We start from the raw sequence: 22,680 nt of genomic DNA on the forward strand, positions 1-22,680 counted from the left end.
TAGCACTCTTGTGTTTAGAGTGCTAAAAAATGGAGTCTTTCTCTTGACAGGAGAAGGGCTTCTTGCTATATTTATAAGTGAATTAGCACTTAGAATATATGAGTGCTAATGAGAGGTGAGAAAGATGTTAACAAAGCGACAAAACGACATTTTACGTCTGATCATCCAAAACTATACGAGTAGTGGCGTGCCCGTTGGTTCCAAAACATTAATGTCTGAGGGAGTCAAGGCCAGCTCAGCAACGATTCGCAATGATATGAAAGCATTAGAAGATGAAGGATTGCTGTTGAAGACTCACTCTTCTTCTGGGCGGATTCCATCTGCTTTAGGCTATCGTTATTACGTGGATCATTTGTTAAAACCTGCTCGCGTAGCAGAAGATGATTTGCTGCTGATTCGTCAGTCTCTAGGCAGAGAATTTCATGAAATCAATGAGATTATTAAGCAATCTGCTGAGATATTATCTGAGCTGACAAGCTATACGACTTTTTCATTGGGACCTGAAATAAAAGACCGCCGACTGACTGGCTTTCGTATCGTACCCTTGAATAATCGACAGATTATTGCTATTGTCGTAACAGATATGGGGAATGTAGAAAGCCAAGTGTTCACTCTTCCCGAATATATGGGAAGTCAGGAACTAGAAAAAATGGTACAGATTGTAAACGACCGTCTAGTCGGAGATCCTCTGATGACGGTGTACCATAAACTTCGTACGGAGATTCCGATGATTCTTCATAAATATTTCCAGACGACAGAAGGGATGTCTCAGTTATTTGACACCGTTCTTGGTCATGTTTTTGAAGAAAAGGTTTATGTCAGTGGACAAATGAATCTCTTGGATTATGAGCCCCGTCAAGATCTTGATCAGTTCAAATCGATGTTTTCTTTTATGAAAGACTCAGACGGACTTACACAAATGATCACTCCGATGGATAGCAATATTCATATCAAGATTGGTGCTGAATTAGGCAATGATTTATTGCAGAATATGAGTATGATTCAAGCAAGTTACGAGATAGATGGTCATGGAAGAGGTACAATAGCCTTGTTAGGGCCTACTAGTATGCCTTATTCTCGGATGTTCGGTCTAGTCGATGTTTATCGAAGAGAACTAGCAGCTAAACTTGCCGATTACTACCGCTCGCTTGACTTGTCAAACTCGTAATGTGAATAACGAAGCTATTTGCAGCTGATCGTTCTCTCTTTCTTAGTAAGAGCAATCAAACAGCTGACTGAATAATGAAAGGAAGACTGTATCGTGAAAGAAAATCAAGAAGAACTAGATAAAGAAATGACAGATGCTCAGCCAGAACCGGAAATCGATGTCGAAGCTGCAGAAGATTCGGGTATTTCAGAATCTGAAGCGGAAGAATTCGAAACAGCGAAATTAAAAGCTGAGTTAGAAGAAATGGAAGATAAATACTTGCGGGCTCGTGCTGAAATCGCAAATATGGCAAATCGAGGAAAAAATGAGCGTGAGCAATTACAAAAATACCGTTCACAAGATTTAGCCAAAAAATTACTTCCATCAATTGACAACCTGGAACGTGCATTAGCCACAGAAGTGTCAGATGATCAAGGGGCAGGTTTGAAAAAAGGCGTGGAAATGGTCTTGGAAAGTTTGCGTAACGCACTGGAAGAAGAAGGAATTGAAAAAATCCCTGCTAAAGGAGAAGCCTTTGATCCTAATCTTCATCAAGCAGTACAAACTGTTCCAGCGACTGAAGATACACCAGCCGATACGATTGTAGAAGTACTACAAGAAGGCTACAAATTACATGATCGCGTGTTAAGACCAACTATGGTCATTGTTGCACAATAATTGTGCGGATATAAAACTTACACTTTCAATTAAAGAAGGAGACGTTAATTATGAGTAAAATTATCGGTATTGACTTAGGTACGACTAACTCTGCAGTAGCAGTATTGGAAGGAAACGAAGCAAAAATCATCGCTAACCCAGAAGGAAACCGTACAACACCTTCTGTTGTATCATTCAAAAATGGAGAAATCCAAGTAGGGGAAGTTGCAAAACGTCAAGCTGTGACAAACCCAAATACGATTTCATCAATCAAACGCCATATAGGTGAAGCAGGTTACAAAGTAGATGTAGAAGGTAAATCATATACACCACAAGAAATCTCAGCAATGATCCTTCAATATATCAAAGGATTCGCAGAAGACTATTTAGGTGAAAAAGTCGAAAAAGCAGTTATCACTGTGCCAGCTTACTTTAATGATGCACAACGTCAAGCAACAAAAGATGCTGGTAAGATCGCTGGTCTAGAAGTAGAACGTATCGTCAATGAACCAACTGCAGCTGCTCTTGCCTATGGTTTAGATAAAACAGATCGCGACGAAAAAATCTTAGTATTCGACCTTGGTGGCGGTACTTTTGACGTATCTATCCTTGAACTAGGAGACGGTGTCTTTGATGTATTGTCAACAGCTGGCGACAACCATCTAGGTGGGGACGACTTTGATAACAAAATCATCGACTACATGGTAGCAGAATTCAAAAAAGAAAACAGCATTGACTTGTCTCAAGACAAAATGGCTTTACAACGCTTGAAAGACGCTGCTGAAAAAGCGAAAAAAGATTTATCTGGCGTATCAAGCACACAAATCAGCTTGCCATTTATCACAGCAGGAGAATCTGGACCATTGCATTTGGAAATGACATTGACACGTGCAAAATTTGATGAATTAACAGCTGACTTAGTAGAACGTACAAAAGTACCAGTACGTCAAGCGCTAAAAGATGCAGGTTTATCACAATCAGAAATCGACGAAGTTATTTTAGTCGGTGGATCTACTCGTATCCCTGCAGTTGTAGAAGCAGTACGTAAAGAAACAGGAAAAGAACCAAACAAATCAGTTAACCCTGATGAAGTAGTTGCTATGGGTGCTGCTATCCAAGGTGGCGTGATCACTGGTGATGTGAAAGATGTTGTTTTACTTGACGTTACACCATTGTCATTAGGTATCGAAACAATGGGTGGAGTGTTCACTAAATTGATTGACCGCAATACAACGATTCCAACAAGTAAATCACAAGTATTCTCAACTGCGGCAGATAATCAACCAGCAGTAGACATCCATGTATTACAAGGTGAACGCCCAATGGCTGCTGACAACAAAACTCTAGGAAGATTCCAATTGACAGATATTCCAGCAGCTCCTCGTGGTATTCCACAAATCGAAGTAACATTCGATATTGATAAAAACGGGATTGTAAATGTATCTGCGAAAGATCTAGGTACACAAAAAGAACAAAAAATCACGATCAAATCTTCTTCAGGTCTAACAGACGAAGAAATCGAACGTATGGTGAAAGATGCAGAAGCAAACGCTGAAGCAGATAAAGCTCGTAAAGAGGAAGTTGACCTACGTAATGATGTAGACGCATTGCTATTCTCTGTGGACAAAACATTGAAAGAATTAGAAGGCAAAGTGGACGAAGAAGAAGTGAAAAAAGCAGAAACAGCTCGTGACGAATTAAAAGCCGCTGTTGAAGCAAACAACATCGAGGAAATGAAAACTAAACGCGATGCATTGAACGAAATCGTTCAAAACTTGACTGTTAAACTATACGAACAAGCTGCACAACAACAAGCTCAAGAAAATCCAGAAGCAGCTCAAGGCGGAGCAGATGATGTCGTTGATGCTGATTTTGAAGAAGTCGATGGCGACGATAAATAATCAGTTCACTGAATTTCGAGAGAAGGCCAAAGTTGCTACTTTGGCTTTTTCTTTTGAAAAATAGTTTGAAGTATCGGTTTTTGTTTCAAACAAAATATGATATGATAACAAGCGACGTGAAAATGATGAGAACCAATAGGAGGAAAGCCTATGGCAACAAAACGTGATTATTATGAAGTCTTAGGGCTCTCAAAAGGAGCATCAGAAGATGAAATAAAGAAAGCTTATCGTAAGCTTTCGAAAAAATACCATCCTGACATCAATAAAGAACCTGATGCGGAAGAAAAATTCAAAGAAGTATCAGAAGCATATGAGATTTTAAGTGACCCGCAAAAACGCGCTGCATACGACCAATACGGGCATGCAGGCACAGATCCAAATTACGGTGCTGGTGGAGCTGGTGGCGGATTTGGTGGATTCGGCGGCTTCTCTGGTGGCGGCTTCGGTGGTTTTGAAGATATCTTCGACTCTTTCTTTGGAGGAGGCGGTCGGTCAGTCGATCCAAATGCGCCTCGTCAAGGTGCTGATTTGCAATATACGGTCGACTTGTCTTTTGAAGAAGCGATTTTTGGTGTAGAAAAAGAAATCAAGTATAATCGGGAAGAAATCTGTCATACTTGTGGTGGAAACGGTGCAAAACCAGGCACACAACCAACTACTTGTCATAAATGTCATGGTGCAGGTACGATCAATGTAGAACGCCAAACGCCACTTGGACGAGTGATGAGCCGTCAAACTTGTGATGTTTGTCATGGCACAGGGAAAGAAATCAAAGAACCTTGTCCAACCTGTCATGGCTCAGGACATGAGAAGAAAGCACATTCAGTTAAAGTGAATGTACCAGCTGGTGTAGAAGAAGGACAACAAATGCGTTTAGCTGGTCAAGGAGAAGCTGGAGAAAACGGCGGACCATTTGGTGATTTGTATGTGGTTTTTCGTGTAGAAGAAAGTGATATCTTTGATCGTGAAGGTTCTGAAATTTACTATGAATTGCCTTTAAGTTTTGTACAAGCAGCTTTGGGGGATGAAGTCCAAGTACCAACTGTCCATGGAGATGTGAAATTGAAGATCCCTGCTGGAACACAGACAGGTACGAACTTCCGTTTACGTGGAAAAGGCGCTCCGAAGTTACGTGGTGGTGCAACAGGCGACCAACATGTCAAAGTAAAACTGATCACACCGAAAAATCTAAATGAACAACAAAGAGAAGCATTACGTGCATTCGCTGAAGCTGGCGGCATCAAAGTTGAAGAACAGCAAGAAGACGGTTTCTTCGATAAGTTTAAAGATGCTTTTGGCGGGAAAAAGCGGAAGTAGTTTTTCTAGTAAAAATATAAAGTAGACTTGCCCAAATTTTCTATTTCTAGTAAAAACGCTAAGTCATTAATAATTAAAAACCAGACGAACAATCATACGTTCGCCTGGTTTTTTTGGGCTCTTTGTCAAATGATGTTGGTAAAGAGAAATCTTAGAATAATTGGAGATCAAGTGGATCAGTTCCTCTTGATCTTTTTTAGTTGAAAATCAATGCGTTGCCATGACGAATCATGATGCGCAATTTGAAATTATAAAAGCTACGAAAGCCATATGCATTTCGTTTTAACACTTTGATATGGTTGTTCAGACATTCAAGTGGGCCATTTGAATAACTTTGTTGTAAAGCATTTTTGATTTGTGGCAGAAATTTCTGGAACGTTCTCAAGGTCGTCTGATAGCCTTCGGGAAGCATGATATTATTGGTAAGTAGTTCTTCAAACGATACGTAGTCTCGTTCCTTTACAGCGTAAAGAAAGTCTTGATATAACTGATAGCCTACACGCAAAGCAGGGCTCCCTTTCAGTAAGCGATCCACAATATCGGTCTCTGTTAAATGAGCTTTGAAGCCAGGTCGCCAAAGGCGTCGAGTATAATCAAGCTTGCGTTCATCTTTTTGAAGAAGTTTCCAGTATCTTTTTAATTGCTTACCTAATTGATAGTGTTTTTGTTCTTTGCTTTTTAATAGTTGGTTCGTTTCTTTGATTCGATGATTGCGAAAGGTACGACCAATATGTTGGACGATGTGAAACCGGTCAATAATCAGCTGTGCTTTTGGAAACAGCTTTTTAACGAGCGATACATAAGGAGCGTACATATCAATCACGATCCATTCGACCGCTTCACGAATTTCTCGTGAAAAATGACTAAAATAACGTTTTAAAAAGGCAGTTGTCGGTTCTCGACAATGTCCAATAAGCGCTGTGTTTGTCCATCCATCATGATGAAACTCATAGCACCTGAAACACCCCGAACTGATTTGAATTCATCAAAACAAAGTACCTTAGGTAACGGTGTCCGAAAAGGATTCAACGGACGATAAAATCGCTTCATAATACGGTAAACAGAAGAGACCGATAGATTTTTCTGAGCGGCGATCTCTGTCATTGAGGTATTTTTTCAGACGAGTCACGACAGACCAGCGGACTTTCTCACTGATGAAACAATGTTTTTTCGCAACAGAAGTATCTGCGACAAAGGTCCGCTGACAAGCTTTGCATTTGAAGCGTTGCTTTTTCAATTCGAGGTAGGTACGGTATTCAGAAACATCGTTCATTAACAACCGGACGGTTGTTGTACCCCAACGCACAATATCTGAAGCAATCTGGTGTTTACAGTGGATGCATTCTTGGGCTGTATAAATCAAGTTTCCACGATAAATATGACAGATTTGCCCTTTGTATTTTTCTTTTGTGAGACAATTTTCGTTAAAAGTAACTGATAAGTCTAGAATATCTAATGTTTCTTTGATAAGGTGAGTGTAAGACATCTTGATTCCTCCTTTTGGGTTGGTTCGCCAAATTAATTCTAAAGGATTTCAAGGTGTCTTTTCTATATGTTTTGGAAAATAAAAAAGATGCTGGTGTCATCCACCAACATCAAAAAGTATAGAGCCTTTTTTTGTAGTTGTCATGTTTGTACCAACAAAAAAGCCAGCTTTAGAATAAGATAATCATCATAGTTTCTGAAGGTGGTATCGACTATGTACTTGATATCGTCAATGAACCCATGGTACTTTCTTATGCGATGGAACAGGTAGAGCGATTGCTTGTTTGTGCAGGAGAACAAGCGATGCGGCTGGTACAGTTAAGTGAAAAAACAAGAAACTAAAAATGCCCGGTCGTCATGAAGCGACCGGGCATTTTTAGTTTTTATTAAATATTTAATACTTTATTCAAGAAATCTTTTGTCCGTTCATTTTGCGGATTTTCAAAGATTTGTTGAGGCGTTCCGTCTTCTAAAAAGTTTCCGTCGTCAATGAACATGACACGATTGGCCACTTCTTTAGCGAAGCCCATTTCGTGCGTAACGATAACCATCGTCATACCTTGTTCTGCTAACTTTTTCATGACGTTCAAGACATCACCGACCATTTCGGGGTCGAGTGCAGATGTAGGCTCATCAAAAAGCATGATGTCAGGGTTCATCGCTAGAGCACGAGCAATAGCCACACGCTGCTTTTGTCCACCGGAAAGCATTTCAGGATACATATCTTTTTTATCTTCTAGACCAACTGTCTGCAGCAATTTGATTGCTTTTTTCTCTGCTTCTTCTCTAGATTCTTTCTTCAGGTCCATCGGTGCTAAAATGATGTTTTCCAAAATAGAAAGATGAGGGAATAGGTTAAAGTGCTGGAATACCATTCCGATATGTTGTCTCACCAAGTTGATATCTGTGCTTTTATCCATCAAGTGGGCGCCGTCAATAATAATTTCACCGTCAGAAGGTTCTTCTAAACGATTCAAGCAACGCAAAAATGTACTTTTTCCTGAACCTGAAGGGCCAATGATACAGACGACATCTCCTTCGTTGATGGACACATTGATGTCGTTTAATACTGTGTTATCGCCGTATTTTTTGACTAAATGCTCAACTAAGATTTTTTCTGCCATCTTACTTCACCTTCTTTTCTAAAACTTTTGCTAATTTTGTCAATGCTGTGATCAAAATCAAGTACATGATCGCAATGATCAAGTAAACATACGTACTTTGTGTTGTACGTGCAACAATGATCTTACCAGTTTGCAGCAATTCGACTACACCGATTGCGGAAATGATCGTTGTGTCTTTTAATGAGATAACGAACTGATTGACGAATGATGGGATCATGATGCGTATCGCTTGCGGCAAAATGATTTTTTGCATTGTCCGATTATAAGAAAGACCTAAACTTCTGGAAGCTTCCATTTGTCCGACAGGAACGGCGTTGATCCCGCCTCGAACAATCTCTGCGATATAAGCACTTGCGTTAAGAGTCAAGGTGATAACACCAGCAAGGAAGTCAGGAATCGTAAATCCAACGATACCAGGCAACCCAAAGAAAATAAAGAACGCAAGAACCATCATTGGAATTCCTCGGATGATATCGACATAAATACTAGCAATTGTGCGAAGAGCGCGTATTGGTGCTACACTGAATAATCCAAAAATCACACCGATTACTATAGCCAAAGCAAAGGAGATCAAAGTTAGGAGAATTGTTCTCCAAAGTCCTTTCAACAATGCTTGATAGTTGTTTTGGATAAGTCCAAGAAATGTTGATTCATCAGCAGTGGAAGACTCACTGGAAGTTTCTGAACCATCCGCTACATATTCTTTAATAATCTTATCGTATTCGCCTGTTCTTTTTAATTCTTTCAATCCTTCATTGAACATATTAAGAAGCTCAGGATTTTGTCCTTTTTTAACGGCAAATGCATATTTTCCGCCAGATTCTTTTTTGATCGGTGTTTCCAATTCTTGTCCTTGTTTGATCGCATAACCGATTACCGGATAATCATCCATCATTGCATCGATTGCGCCAACTTTTAACCCGTCGTACAATTGATCAGCAGCATCAAAATATTTGATAGAATAGCCATATTCAGATTCATGGTCGCTTAAAAATTCAGCACTTTCGGTACCAACTTTTGCTCCGACTGTTTTTCCTTTCAAATCTTCATAAGACTTGATCGAAGTATCTCCTTTTTTGACAGCTAATTGGATCCCGCTATCAAAGTAAGAATCAGAAAAATCATAGCTTTTCTTTCGTTCATCTGTTACAGTCATTCCGGCAATCATTCCGTCTGCTTGTCCTGATTCCAAAGCTTGCAAAGCAGCAGAGAAACCACGGTAGTCCATTCGGATGTTAAATCCTTGCAGTTTGGCGATGTTTTCCATCAATTTTACATCGATGCCTTCGTACTCGCCCTTTGCGTTTTGAAATTCAAATGGAGCAAAAGCAGAGTCACTGGCAATTACGTATACGTCTTTTTTGGGCTCTATTTTTTGCATTGTCTCGCTTGTGCTTGACTCTGCCGTTGTAGTGTTGTCAGCTTGTGCAACATGTCCAAACGCAAGTGTCACAAGTCCTGTCATTAAGAAAACAAATGAGTGAAATAAATGCTTTCTTTTCATAATCAACCTCCTAAATTTCCAATATTTTATTATTATAGGCGAAAAGTGCTGAATCAGACAAGACTGTAAGCTCGAAAAAATGAAAAAAATGCGAGTTTCTAACATTTTATGTTATAAAACGTAACATGCATAATAAGATAAAAAAGTGGCGAAAGTATGTTCGGTGTGGTATAATTTTTTAGTAAGGAATGCCTTTGCTTTCCTTTTCTTTTTATTGGTCGTAAAATGAAAAGGAATGAATGAAAAGGAGGACGAAGAATGATTGAGAGAGATACCTCCCGACACTTTGAGCTTGTCTCGAAATACCAACCGGCTGGTGATCAGCCTGAAGCGATTAACCAATTAGTGGATGGCGTAGTCGGCGGGAAAAAAGCACAAATCTTATTAGGTGCGACTGGAACAGGGAAAACATATACGATTTCCAATCTTATTGAGAAAGTGAATAAACCAACACTGATTATTGCCCATAACAAAACATTGGCTGGTCAGCTGTACGGGGAATTCAAGGAATTTTTCCCTAACAATGCTGTTGAATATTTTGTTTCTTATTATGATTATTATCAGCCTGAAGCTTATGTGCCTTCAAGCGATACGTATATCGAAAAAGATTCAAGTGTAAATGATGAGATCGACAAATTACGACATTCGGCTACTAGTTCATTATTAGAAAGAAATGATGTGATCGTCATTGCATCCGTTTCATGTATTTTTGGATTAGGTTCGCCTTTTGAGTACCAAAAACAAGTAGTTTCGATTCGACAGGGAGCAGAACTAGATCGCAATCAGTTGATTCGTGACTTAGTCAGTATCCAATTCGAAAGAAATGATATAGATTTTCAGCGCGGTCGTTTTCGAGTGCGCGGTGATGTCGTGGAGATTTTTCCGGCTTCAAGAGATGAACGTGCCTTACGTGTGGAGTTTTTTGGAGATGAGGTCGAACGTATCCGAGAAGTCAATGCACTGACAGGTGAAGTTTTAGGAGAAACGGAACACGTGGCAATCTTCCCGGCGACTCACTTTGTGACGAATGATGAACATATGGAGCATGCCGTAGCGAATATCAAAGCGGAATTAGAACAGCGTTTAACTGTCTTACGAAATGAAAACAAACTTCTGGAAGCTCAACGTTTAGAACAGCGAACCAATTACGATATTGAAATGATGTTAGAAATGGGCTACACGTCGGGAATTGAAAATTATTCTCGGCATATGGACGGACGTAAAGAAGGTGAACCGCCTTATACGCTATTGGATTTCTTTCCTGAAGATTTTTTGATCGTGGCGGACGAATCGCACGTAACCATGCCTCAAATCAGAGGAATGTATAATGGTGACCGAGCGAGAAAACAGATGCTAGTAGATTACGGTTTCCGTTTGCCATCTGCTTTAGACAATCGGCCACTTCGGTTAGAAGAGTTTGAAAAACATGTCAATCAGATCATTTATGTCTCTGCGACGCCAGGACCATATGAACATGAACAAACAGATACCGTTATCCAACAAATCATCCGTCCGACAGGGCTGCTTGACCCAGTGATCGAAGTTCGTCCAATCATGGGACAAATCGATGATCTAGTAGGCGAAATAAATGAACGAGTCGAAAAAGACCAGCGGGTGTTTGTAACGACATTGACGAAAAAAATGGCAGAAGACCTCACAGATTATTTCAAAGAATTAGGGATCAAAGTCAAATATTTGCATAGTGATATCAAAACGCTGGAACGAACAGAAATCATTCGAGATCTTCGATTAGGTGAATTTGATGTGTTAGTTGGAATCAATTTGCTTCGTGAAGGATTAGACGTACCTGAAGTTTCCCTTGTTGCTATCTTGGATGCGGATAAAGAAGGCTTTTTACGTAGTGAACGTTCCTTAGTCCAAACGATTGGACGAGCTGCTCGGAATGAAGAAGGTAAAGTAATCATGTACGCAGACAAAGTAACAGATTCTATGCGTCTAGCGATGGATGAAACATCAAGACGCCGTACGATTCAGCAGAAGTACAATGAAGAACATGGGATCGTTCCAAAAACGATCATTAAAGAAATCCGAGATTTGATTTCTATTACGAAAGAATCGGAAGATGATACAAAAGAAGCGGTACAAGTCTCGTATGAAGAAATGACGAAAGAAGAAAAAGATACGTTATTGATGAAATTAGAAAAAGAAATGAAAGATGCGGCGAAAGCATTGGATTTTGAAACAGCCGCTAATGTGCGAGATATGATTTTAGAATTAAAAGCTTCAAAGTAGGAGGACAACATGGCTAACGATAAAATTACGATTCACGGTGCACGTGCCCATAACTTGAAAAATATAGATGTAACGATTCCACGAGATAAATTCGTGGTCGTTACAGGTTTGTCCGGTTCTGGAAAAAGTTCCCTAGCATTTGATACGCTGTACGCTGAAGGGCAGCGGAGATACGTAGAGAGCCTTTCTGCTTATGCTCGTCAGTTTTTAGGACAAATGGATAAGCCGGACGTAGATAGCATCGACGGATTGAGTCCGGCGATTTCTATTGATCAGAAAACAACAAGTAAAAATCCTCGGTCGACAGTAGGTACTGTGACGGAAATCAATGACTATTTACGCTTGTTGTTTGCACGTGTAGGACATCCGATTTGTCCCAACGATCATATCGAGATTACCAGTCAATCAGTAGATCAAATGGCAGATCAAGTAATGGCTTTGCCTGAGCGCACAAAGATCCAAGTGTTGGCACCGATCGTGGTAAAGAAAAAAGGACAACATAAAAAAATATTCGAACGAATCCAAAAAGAGGGATACGTCCGCGTTCGAGTCGATGGTGAGATCTATGATTTAAGTGAAGTGCCTGAGCTGGAGAAAAACAAAAAACATGATATCGCGATCGTCATCGACCGGATCATTGTGAAAGAAGGGATTCGTTCTCGTCTATTTGATTCTTTAGAGGCGGCCCTGCGATTGGCAGACGGCTATGCTCTGGTTGACGTGATCGGTGAAGAAGAAATGTTGCTTAGCGAACACTATGCCTGTCCTTATTGCGGATTTACTGTTGGCGAACTAGAACCAAGACTGTTCTCATTCAATGCGCCTTTTGGAGCTTGTCCAGACTGTGATGGTTTAGGTGTCAAATTAGAAGTCGATCAAGATTTAGTGATTCCAGATAGAACGAAGACACTTAGTCAAGGTGCTATCGTTCCATGGAATCCAATCAGCTCTCAGTATTATCCTCAAATGTTAGCGCAGGCTTGTGAAAGTTTCGGTATCGATTTAGATACACCATTCGAAGAATTACCGGAAGAGCATCAGGATATCATCTTGAATGGGACAGATGATCTTTTCCATTTCCATTATGAAAATGATTTTGGTGGCGTTCGCGATGTAGAAACGACTTTCGAAGGGGTATTGAAGAATATCGAGCGTCGTTATCATGATACGAACAGTGATTTCACGCGTGAGCAAATGCGTCTTTATATGACAGAATTAACTTGTCAGACATGTAAAGGTTATCGATTGAATCCCCAAGCTCTATCTGTTCAAATCAATGGAACGAATATCGGGCAAACAAATGAGTTGTCTATTCAAAAAGCAGTAGATTTCTTCTCAAACTTAACGTTATCTGAACAAGAGAAAGTAATTGCCAAACCGATTTTAAAAGAAGTAAATGACAGACTTTCATTCTTGGAAAATGTGGGACTAGACTATCTAACTTTGAGTCGCGCTTCCGGAACATTATCTGGGGGAGAAGCGCAGCGAATCAGATTGGCTACACAAATTGGATCGAATCTTTCTGGAGTTTTGTATATTTTAGATGAACCATCGATCGGATTGCATCAACGCGACAACGATCGACTGATTGGCTCATTAAAGAAAATGCGTGATCTTGGCAACACCCTCGTTGTAGTCGAACATGATGAAGATACGATGTGGGCAGCAGATTATCTGATTGACGTCGGACCTGGGGCCGGAGAACAAGGCGGACAAATCGTGGCTGCAGGCACTCCTGAAGAAGTAGCTAATGATGAAAATTCTTTGACAGGGAAATATCTTTCAGGGAAAAAATCAATCCCTGTACCAAAAGAACGCCGTAAAGGTAATGGGAAAGCAATCAAGATCACTGGTGCTTCAGAAAACAATCTGAAAAATATTAGTGTTGAATTTCCATTAGGAGAATTTGTAGCAGTCACAGGTGTGTCTGGTTCTGGAAAGAGTACATTGGTCAATAGTATCTTAAAGAAATCGTTAGCGCAAAAATTAAATAAGAATTCTGCTAAGCCAGGTAAATTCAAGACAATTTCCGGCTACGAAAGTATCGAAAAGATCATCGATATCGATCAAAGCCCAATCGGCCGGACGCCGAGAAGTAATCCAGCGACTTATACAAGTGTATTTGATGATATCCGTGGGTTATTTGCTCAAACGAACGAGGCAAAAATGCGGGGTTATAAGAAAGGGCGTTTTAGTTTCAACGTAAAAGGCGGTCGTTGTGAAGCTTGTCGCGGGGATGGAATTATTAAGATCGAAATGCACTTTTTGCCTGATGTCTATGTTCCTTGTGAAGTATGTCATGGCAAACGATATAACTCTGAAACATTAGAAGTGCATTACAAAGGAAAAAGCATTGCTGATATTTTGGAAATGACAGTAGAAGATGCTGTAGAATTCTTCAAGCACATTCCAAAGATTCATCGCAAACTGCAAACGATTGTTGATGTTGGCTTAGGTTATGTGACGATGGGGCAACCAGCAACGACATTGTCCGGTGGTGAGGCACAACGGATGAAACTTGCCAGTGAATTGCACAAAATCTCTAATGGAAAGAATTTCTATATACTAGATGAACCAACGACAGGACTTCATAGCGATGACATCGCCCGCTTGTTGCATGTATTACAAAGATTAGTAGATGCTGGTAACACAGTTTTAGTGATTGAACACAATCTAGATGTAATCAAAACAGCAGATTATATCATTGATTTAGGACCAGAAGGTGGAGAAGGTGGAGGAACGATCCTTACGACTGGAACACCAGAAGAAATCATTAACGTAAAAGAAAGTTATACAGGTCACTATTTGAAAAAAATAATGGTATAAAGAGGATAGATAGCTGAGATAGTTAAAAAAACATAAAAAATGAATTTTTGCTTGTTTTATTAATATCAGTGTTCTAGAATCATTACATGGTAGTTCTTTCTACACTGATTGGTATAGACAAAAACTTCCTATAAGTTCAATCCGTTCAAAAAAGAATTGAGCAATCGGAGGAGTTTCCTTTGATTGCTTTTTTCTTTATGGTATGATATTCCTTGTGTAGTTGGAAAAGAAAAACAAGAGATTATGAGTAAGTGAGAGATAATGATGAACAGTATTGAAAATGAAGAATTTATCCCTATATTATTAGGAAGCGACATGAACGTTTATGGTATGGCACGTTCTTTTAATGAAGCATACGGCAAAATCTGCCAAGCATATGCTTCGGATCAGTTAGCCCCTACCCGCTACAGTAAAATTGTCAATGTAGAAGTTATTCCAGGATTTGATAAAGACCCTGTATTTATCGAGACGATGCTTCGTTTGGCAAAAGAAAGATATTCTGATAAGAGTAAAAAATATCTTTTGATTGCTTGTGGTGATGGATATGCAGAATTGATCTCCCAACATAAACAAGAGCTGTCAGAATATTTTATCTGTCCATATATTGATTATTCTTTATTTGAAAGACTGATCAATAAAGTAAGCTTTTATGAAGTTTGTGAAGAATATGATCTTCCGTATCCTAAAACATTGATCGTCAGAGAAGAAATGTTAGTAAATGGACATTTGGAACAGGAATTGCCTTTTGAATTCCCAGTTGCTTTGAAACCTGCAAACAGTGTGGAGTATCTTTCTGTCCAATTTGAAGGAAGAAAAAAAGCTTTTATTTTAGAGACTAGAGAAGAGTTCGATTTAATTTTAGGCCGGATATACGAAGCCGGTTATAAAAGTGAAATGATTGTACAAGATTTTATCCCGGGTGATGATAGTAATATGCGTGTGCTAAATGCGTATGTAGATGAAGATCATCAAGTTCGGATGATGTGTCTTGGTCATCCACTGTTAGAAGATCCTACACCAGCATCGATTGGTAATTACGTTGTGATCATGCCAGATTATAACGAAAAAATCTATCAAACCATTAAGGCATTTTTGGAAAAAATCGAATATACAGGCTTTGCCAATTTCGATATGAAGTATGATCCTAGAGATGGAGAATATAAATTATTTGAAATCAATTTGAGACAAGGTCGTAGCAGTTTCTTTGTGACATTGAACGGCTTGAATCTGGCTCGTTTCGTCACAGAAGATCGAGTGTTTAACAAACCCTTTGTTGAAACGACCTATGGAACGAATCAATCAGATAAAGCAAGATTATGGATGGGTGTGCCCAAAAAAATCTTTTTAGAATATGCTCGGGAAAATGAAGACAAAAAACTAGCTGAGCAAATGATCAAAGAAAATCGTTACGGTACTACTGTGTTTTATGAAAAAGACCGGTCAATCAAGCGCTGGTTGTTGATGAAATATATGTTCCATAACTATATTCCAAGATTCAAAAAGTATTTTCATGTGAAAGAAGGCTAGTTCATGGAGAATTTTTTCAGTATTTTAGGCGGAATGGGCACGATGGCGACAGAAAGTTTTGTTCGCTTGATCAACCACCGAACGAAAGCTACAAAAGATCAAGAATATTTGAATTATGTCTTATTCAATCATGCAACAGTTCCTGATCGTACAGCTTATATTTTAGATCGATCAGAAGAAAATCCAATGCCGTTTCTGCTGGATGATATTGAGAAACAAAATTTATTGCAGCCGAACTTCATTGTGTTGACTTGTAACACCGCACACTACTTTTTTGAAGAATTACAAGCGGCAACGGATATTCCTATCCTTCATATGCCAAGAGAAGCAGCAAATGAACTTGTCCGTCAGCATACGACAGGGAGAGTAGCGATTCTAGGAACAGAAGGAAGTATGAAAGCTGGAATCTATGAACGCGAAGTCAAAAATCTTGGATTCAAAACAGTGATTCCTGATACTGTTCTTCAAGAAAAAATCAATTATCTGATCTATCATGAGATCAAGGAATCGGATTATTTGAATCAAGAGCTATATTACGAAATCTTAGAAGAAGCGGTAGAGCGCCTAAACTGTGAAAAAGTCATCTTAGGTTGCACAGAATTGTCATTGATGCATGAATTTGCTGAAGATAACCATTATCCAGTGATCGATGCCCAATCTATTTTAGCAGATCGGACGATTGAACGAGCGCTAGCTGAAAGAAGCAAGGCATTGGATACAGCATCGGAAAAGTAAAAAAATTGGATTTGGGGCAAATATCCTAAAAGATATTTGGTCCAAATCTTTTTGTAAAAGAAAAAGAAAACTGGTAATGATACGCCCGGAATGATATAATTTTACTATGCACAATGTGAGAGGAGTTCGTAATTATGACAGATAATTTGCAATTAGTCATCATAACAGGTATGAGCGGTGCAGGGAAAACAGTAGCTATCCAAAGTTTTGAAGATATGGGCTATTTTTGTATCGATAATATGCCGCCTCGATTGATTCCAAAATTCTGGGAATTAATCAAAGAATCAGGCAAAGTCACAAAAATGGCTTTAGGAGTGGATTTACGGTCTCGTTCCTTCTTTGAAGAAATCCAAAACATGCTGATCGAAATCGAAAATACGAACTTCATCGACACTTCTATCTTATTTTTAGATGCTTCAGACGAAGAACTAGTGGCTCGCTACAAAGAAACAAGACGAGCACATCCAATGGCGATGGACGGTTTGATCACTGAAGGGATACGTAAAGAACGGGCGATACTAGACGACTTGAAAGCCCAAGCTTCCGTGATCATTGATACGACGACATTGACACCACGACAATTACGTGAAAAAATCAATGAGTCATTCAAATCAAAGGGAGACCAAGGATTTCGGATCGAATTTGTATCATTTGGTTTTAAATACGGGTTGCCGATCGATTCGGATATTGTGATGGATGTGCGTTTTTTGCCCAACCCTCATTATATCCCGGAACTAAGACCATTGACCGGAAAAGATCAGCCAGTCTATGATTATGTGATGTCCTTTGATGAAACGCAATCATTCTACCATAAATTTTTGGATCTTCTGGAAACTGTATTGCCTGGATACATTAAAGAAGGAAAAAGCAGCTTGACAGTTGCAATCGGCTGTACAGGCGGTCAACACCGTTCTGTGGCATTGACTGAACGTTTGGCAAATGCTTTAGGGAAAAACTATAAAGTCAATGTGACACATCGGGACAAGGATAAAAGGAAAGAGACGGTGAACCGGTCGTGAAAATGAAAACCTACCGGATAAGAAAACCAAAGATCGTAGTGGTCGGCGGTGGCACTGGTCTGCCAGTTATCCTGAAAAGTTTGCGAAATCAAGGAGCAGATATCACAGCAGTAGTGACTGTTGCAGATGATGGGGGAAGCAGCGGTGCAATCAGAGAATCGATCGCTATGGCTCCTCCTGGTGACTTGAGAAATGTCTTAGTGGCGTTATCGGATATGCCACAATTCTATGAAGATATTTTCCAATACCGTTTCAAAAAGGAAGATCAGTTTTTAGCCAATCATACGATCGGTAATCTGATCATTGCCGCAGTTTCCGAGATGCGGGGAAGCACTTATGAGGCGATTCAATTATTAGCAAAAATGATGCATGTAGATGGACATGTTTATCCTTCTTCAGAAACTCCTTTGACCTTGCATGCTGTCTTTAAAGACGGAACGACTGCAGTAGGAGAATCTAAAATCGCGATCGACCGTAAAACCATTGACCGTGTGTATGTCTGCAACACAAATGATAAAAGTGAAGCCAAAGCGGCTCGAAAAGTCGTTTCAGCAATTATGGACGCCGACATGGTCGTTTTGGGACCCGGAAGTTTATTCACCAGTATCCTTCCAAATTTAGTGATACCAGAAATCGGCGAAGCAATGCTCAAGACAACTGCTGAAACCGTCTATATCTGTAATATCATGACCCAAAAAGGGGAAACGGAACATTTCACAGATGCCGATCATATACGTGTTTTACACAAGCATTTGAATCAGCCTTTTATCGATACAGTATTGGTCAATACGGAAAAAGTGCCTGAAAATTATATGGACCCAGAGATCTATGATGAGTATCTAGTACAAGTCGCACACGACTTCAACGGATTGAGAAATGAAGGATGTCGAGTGATTTCCACCGACTTTTTGGAATTGAAAGATGGTGGTGTCTTCCACGATGGAGACAAAGTAGTAGAAGAATTGTTCCGTTTAGTTTTCGGTTCAAAATATTAAGCAATTTATTGTTGGAGAAAGGAGGAGAATAGGATGTCATTTGCTGCAGATGTGAAGAAAGAACTAACTGGTTTGGAAGTTCATCGAGAACATGCGAAAGCGGAATTAGCTGCTTTGCTGCGAATGAACGGCTCTTTAGGTATTGTGAACCAGCAGTTTATTTTGAACGTCCAAACAGAAAATGCTGCAATTGCCAGACGTATCTATTCTCTTTTGAAAGATCATTATCAGGTACGAAGTGAGCTACTCGTTCGTAAAAAAATGAAATTAAAAAAGAACAATGTCTATATCGTCCGGTTGAAGCAAGGCACAAAAGATGTGTTGATGGATCTTGATATCATGGATGGTATGATGTTCAATGGACACGTTTCGGACGAGATTATGGGAAATTCGCAAAAAATGCGTTCTTACTTACGTGGTGCTTTTATGGCCTCAGGTTCAGTCAATAATCCGGAAACGAGCCGTTATCATTTGGAAATATTTTCTATTTATGAACAGCATAACCAAGACATTTGCGATATGTTAAATTATTACGGTCTACATGCTCGAACGCTTGAACGGCGCAATGGCTATATTTCTTATTTAAAAGGAGCAGAAAAAATTGCTGATTTCTTAACATTGATTGGTGCAACCAACTCAATGCTCCGATTTGAAGATGTTCGAATCGTACGGGATATGAGAAATTCGGTCAATCGTCTAGTCAATTGTGAGACAGCAAATCTGAACAAGACGATTGATGCGGCTTCTAAACAAATCGAAAACATCGAATTGATCGAAGCAAAGGTCGGTCTATATGCCCTTCCTGAAAAACTTCAGGAAATCGCAGAACTTCGGCTTCAACATCCAGAGGTCAGCTTGAAAGAATTAGGGGAAATGATTCCCTCAGGTGCGATATCAAAATCGGGAATTAATCACCGAATTCGCAAAATAAATGAATTTGCGGAAAAACTGCGTGAAGAAGCAGTTTAATCCAAAGAAAAAACTGATACATGAAGCAGGAGATGCGAATGTATCAGTTTTTTTAAAAAGTTATACTTGCTTTTCTTCCGTCAAACTATAATTCCATCTTTACTGGAGTAACATAATTTGGAAAGGCTTCTATTGTTTTTAATACAATCGTATAAAAAGCGGGGAGACAACTGAATGAAGATTTTAGTTTTGTACATAAATTTTTGCTTAATATAGAAGTCCTGATATAGATAAGATCAAGTATTTATCTATAACTGGCCTGATTAATTAAAAAACTGGAAGGAACTGCTCGATCATCCTTGAGAACTGCTCTTCTTACTTCTGGTCAAGATTCTCGTGGTTGGTGGATAAGGATGGTTGATAAGTTCATTGGATTAGCTAGTCGAAAACAACCAGGTGTAATTAATGTAGAAGTTTTAACAAGGGGATGGAGTGATTTATTCAGTGATAATCATAGGTTCATAAATAGTAATTGAGATGTATGGTTGGAATACGTTATACCTGAACTTGAACTACCAAGATTTGGTTTAGAATTTGAGAATCGATGTTTATAAAGGGAGGGCAAAAATGCGTTTTTTTACAACTTTTACTATCATTATGATTGCAGTACTTTTTATTTTTCTAGATATAGCAAAGCGAAATACAGCATTTTTATTATATCGGGTTTTACTTCGAGCAGGTCTCATAACATTTATATCGATCGTTGGATTTTTTCTATTCACAGTTATTGTATTTATTTGGAGAACTCCAGCACCACCATTGCCAGAGATTACATATGGAGAATTTCCTTTTAGACTTGAGTATGAATTGAATGAAGAATTACATGTGATAGAAGACACGTTAATAGTTGAATTTGATGGATTTGGAATGAACGAAGGCATAGGGAGATATCGTAGATGGACAAGTCGTTTAGCCAGCGGAGAAGATTTAGTGTTGCTGTTAGAAGTTAGTGATAATAAGCAAATATTTTATTTTCCAGGACCTGCTAATTATTACATGGGAGATAGGTTGAATGGTTATAATCATACTTTTCCTAGTGCTTCTTTCATTGAAAGGGAAAGAGGCATTACTAGAAGGGATATTTTACATGACAAAGAATTATTAGAACAATTTGGTCCGCTTGATCAAAATACAATAAATGAAGAAGAATTGTTAAATCAATATAATATAAGGCTAGTGAATTGGGAAATATCTGAACCGATTGTTAACAATTTTGGTGATTAGAAAACAATTACGATAAATAGAAACAAGCCAAATCATCAGCAAGTAAAAGCTGATGATTTGGCCTTTCTTATACGAGTAGTAGGAATTCATAGCGAATATTATTACGATCAGTAGATATTTTGATATTAAAGGAGTATTACGAACTAGTATGTGAGAATGTAGAGGTGATTTGCGAATAATGATAAATTTATCAAATAGAAACAAAATATTAATCATTATTGTTGTTATAGCTGTGTTTCATCTTGGAACGAATGCGGTTTTAAGTAGAATAATATTGGGTCCTAAGCCACCAAGACCTGCGATTACCCGAGGGGAGTTTGATTTTAGATTAGAATATGAAGTAGATGGGGAAAGGATTGTGATAGAAGATACAATTGTTGCATTATTTGATGGATTTTCTGCAGATGCAGGTAGCATGGCATGGTATCGCACGTGGCGTTTGCATTTGGCGAGTGACAAGAGGGCACAACAATTATTGTTACATGAGTTAGATGATGGTCGAAAAATATATTATCATTTTGGAGGAGCTGGATTTTATATGGGGGAAGTTAGTAGCAGTGTAACTGTAACAAGGAAAGATTTGCCAGGTCTTGGCATTCGAAACTCCATATTTTATATCGAGCGTGGGAGAGATACATCTATTGGGAACAGGAAAGGGTTAACTCTTGAAGAGTTATATAATGACTTTGGAATCCGTCTTGTTAGTTGGGAACACAATCCACCAATAGAAAATCGCTTTGAATAATCGAAATCTATTAATCCATTTCATCAGCCAGTGAATGTTGTAATGGAACAATTTGGTTTAGTGTTCAAAACCATTGAAATACTAGGCTGTGATCAGCAAAAATGTATCTGAATAAAAAAGAGAGCAACTATTAAATGAGAGGAGTTAGGAGTTGTTAGCTTTATACGAATCAAAGTGGCAAATACAGATGCGTATGCATTTGTGTTTGCCATCTTGCGTTTGGTAGACGAGATAGGTATAAGCTAAAGAAACAACTTGTTTAAAATAAACGACCTAGCTCAACAAACGACCATCTAATCAACTAACAGCATACATAAAAGCAACTATTTTTGAAGTAGAATTGAAATCGGGATAACTTAAAAAGTGATTGGGATACTAGTGTGAATCACCGTACATAAATATTACTCGTTAAGGGAATTTGAGAAATTTTGTATGAAAATTTAAGAATTAGTTAGTATGCGCAAGTCAAAAATATGAATAAATTATTTGGTGGAGATAATTTGCTCAGCTTGTCATAAGAAATGAGATAATCTGGCAGATGCAAGCTTTTGGACACCATTTATTCGGAATAAGGAGGCTGGGACAGAAGCGTTTAACTCCAAGAAATAAGAAGGAGTTGCTTCTGCTTCCGCCGTTTATAGGTGTTTAGAGCGTGAGACAAAAGTGTTCTTTACTTTTGTCCTACGCTCCTTATTTTTTTATTTTGTTTGGATCAATTCTTTTAATTCCTCTATTGAAATAGATTCATCAAAGATTTCTTTACCCAAGATGACAGTCGGAACAAATCGAATATGTGCTTGCTCAGCTTCGTTGATGACAGCTTGGCTCAGCTGTTCGTCTTTTTGTTCTGTCAGCTTTAGTTTATCTACTGCAAAATCCGCTACTTCTTGGAGAGAAAGATGTTTCCACTCGTCTTGAGTATCGAATATTTGTTTGATCTCTTTGATCGCTTTTTGACCATCGCTGATTGTGAGATACCGGTGCATCACGTTTCCTCGCTGCAAGCTTTCTTTTTCTTTATCGAACAATTTGATCACTCGCTGCAATTGCCCGCTTTGGACTGCTTCTTCTAATAGCTCATAAGATTCTTCAAACCATTGTCGGCAATACGGACAAGCTAGGTTGATGAATTCGACCATTTTTTTAGGAGCATTCGATGAACCATAAAGGATTCCTTTTTGTGTATTTGTTTTCGTTGCATCAATCACTGATATATCCATGTTAAAACACCTCTTTCGCTTATAGTTTATAC

Annotated in this window: 16 protein-coding genes and 1 pseudogene; 13 read left to right on the top strand and 4 right to left on the bottom strand. The window is 38.9% G+C overall.

Translation table 11 applies throughout. The annotated features are described in order from the left end of the window. Positions 1-124 precede the first annotated feature (124 nt). The 4 genes from hrcA to dnaJ all read left to right on the top strand — a co-directional run bounded on the left by hrcA (position 125) and on the right by dnaJ (position 5,022). Positions 125-1,168 carry a heat-inducible transcriptional repressor HrcA gene (hrcA, locus tag RBL01_RS05060; protein ID WP_002333605.1) on the top strand — a complete coding sequence of 348 codons (1,044 nt, stop codon included), beginning with the start codon at positions 125-127 and terminating at the stop codon, positions 1,166-1,168. A 93-nt stretch (positions 1,169-1,261) separates the two neighbouring features. Beyond that, positions 1,262-1,825 carry a nucleotide exchange factor GrpE gene (gene grpE, locus RBL01_RS05065; protein WP_002327829.1) on the top strand — a complete coding sequence of 188 codons (564 nt, stop codon included), beginning with the start codon at positions 1,262-1,264 and terminating at the stop codon, positions 1,823-1,825. Between the two features lie 50 nt (positions 1,826-1,875). Beyond that, the gene (gene dnaK / locus RBL01_RS05070; RefSeq protein WP_002292134.1) at positions 1,876-3,705 is read left to right on the top strand and encodes a molecular chaperone DnaK; all 1,830 of its coding nucleotides are present in this window, start codon (positions 1,876-1,878) and stop codon (positions 3,703-3,705) included. Positions 3,706-3,855: 150 nt separating this feature from the next. Next, entirely contained in the window at positions 3,856-5,022 is a 1,167-nt protein-coding gene (gene dnaJ, locus RBL01_RS05075) for a molecular chaperone DnaJ (RefSeq protein ID WP_002289374.1), read from the top strand. A gap of 196 nt (positions 5,023-5,218) precedes the next feature. On the opposite strand, the pseudogene RBL01_RS05080 reads toward dnaJ, so the two are convergent. From RBL01_RS05080 to RBL01_RS05090, 3 genes and pseudogenes are all read right to left on the bottom strand, one after another. Beyond that, positions 5,219-6,508 (bottom strand): annotated as a pseudogene (locus RBL01_RS05080) (ISL3 family transposase). A 385-nt stretch (positions 6,509-6,893) separates the two neighbouring features. After that, complete coding sequence (locus RBL01_RS05085; protein WP_002292113.1) at positions 6,894-7,631, bottom strand: amino acid ABC transporter ATP-binding protein; 738 nt, start codon at positions 7,629-7,631, stop codon at positions 6,894-6,896. Between the two features lies 1 nt (position 7,632). After that, the gene (locus RBL01_RS05090) at positions 7,633-9,135 is read right to left on the bottom strand and encodes an amino acid ABC transporter substrate-binding protein/permease (protein ID WP_002296521.1); all 1,503 of its coding nucleotides are present in this window, start codon (positions 9,133-9,135) and stop codon (positions 7,633-7,635) included. Between the two features lie 258 nt (positions 9,136-9,393). On the opposite strand from RBL01_RS05090, the gene uvrB reads away from it, so the two are divergent. From uvrB to RBL01_RS05135, 9 genes are all read left to right on the top strand, one after another. Next, positions 9,394-11,388 (top strand): excinuclease ABC subunit UvrB, encoded by a 1,995-nt coding sequence (gene uvrB / locus RBL01_RS05095; protein WP_002294444.1) that lies wholly within the window; start codon positions 9,394-9,396, stop codon positions 11,386-11,388. 9 nt (positions 11,389-11,397) lie between these two features. Next, on the top strand, positions 11,398-14,214 hold the full coding sequence (gene uvrA / locus RBL01_RS05100; protein WP_038809922.1) for an excinuclease ABC subunit UvrA: 2,817 nt from the start codon (positions 11,398-11,400) through the stop codon (positions 14,212-14,214). Positions 14,215-14,475: 261 nt separating this feature from the next. Then, positions 14,476-15,741 (top strand): D-aspartate ligase, encoded by a 1,266-nt coding sequence (locus RBL01_RS05105; RefSeq protein ID WP_002294441.1) that lies wholly within the window; start codon positions 14,476-14,478, stop codon positions 15,739-15,741. Positions 15,742-15,744: 3 nt separating this feature from the next. Continuing rightward, entirely contained in the window at positions 15,745-16,476 is a 732-nt protein-coding gene (locus RBL01_RS05110) for an aspartate racemase (RefSeq protein ID WP_038809921.1), read from the top strand. Positions 16,477-16,610: 134 nt separating this feature from the next. Beyond that, positions 16,611-17,495, top strand: a complete 885-nt coding sequence (gene rapZ, locus RBL01_RS05115; RefSeq protein WP_002289695.1) for an RNase adapter RapZ — start codon at positions 16,611-16,613, stop codon at positions 17,493-17,495. Then, positions 17,492-18,490 (top strand): uridine diphosphate-N-acetylglucosamine-binding protein YvcK, encoded by a 999-nt coding sequence (locus RBL01_RS05120; protein WP_038809919.1) that lies wholly within the window; start codon positions 17,492-17,494, stop codon positions 18,488-18,490. Before rapZ ends, RBL01_RS05120 begins: the two co-directional genes overlap by 4 nt. Positions 18,491-18,523: 33 nt before the next feature. Next, on the top strand, positions 18,524-19,459 hold the full coding sequence (gene whiA, locus RBL01_RS05125) for a DNA-binding protein WhiA (protein WP_002337679.1): 936 nt from the start codon (positions 18,524-18,526) through the stop codon (positions 19,457-19,459). Between the two features lie 567 nt (positions 19,460-20,026). Continuing rightward, positions 20,027-20,683 (top strand): hypothetical protein, encoded by a 657-nt coding sequence (locus RBL01_RS05130; protein WP_002299629.1) that lies wholly within the window; start codon positions 20,027-20,029, stop codon positions 20,681-20,683. 178 nt (positions 20,684-20,861) lie between these two features. After that, positions 20,862-21,428 (top strand): hypothetical protein, encoded by a 567-nt coding sequence (locus tag RBL01_RS05135; RefSeq protein ID WP_038809917.1) that lies wholly within the window; start codon positions 20,862-20,864, stop codon positions 21,426-21,428. A gap of 698 nt (positions 21,429-22,126) precedes the next feature. On the opposite strand, the gene RBL01_RS05140 is transcribed toward RBL01_RS05135, so the two are convergent. Next, on the bottom strand, positions 22,127-22,648 hold the full coding sequence (locus RBL01_RS05140) for a DsbA family protein (RefSeq protein ID WP_002287818.1): 522 nt from the start codon (positions 22,646-22,648) through the stop codon (positions 22,127-22,129). Between the last annotated feature and the right edge of the window lie 32 nt (positions 22,649-22,680).

This window comes from Enterococcus sp. SB12, assembly GCF_030910025.2.
In the GTDB taxonomy this organism is placed as follows: Bacteria; Bacillota; Bacilli; order Lactobacillales; family Enterococcaceae; genus Enterococcus_B; species Enterococcus_B faecium.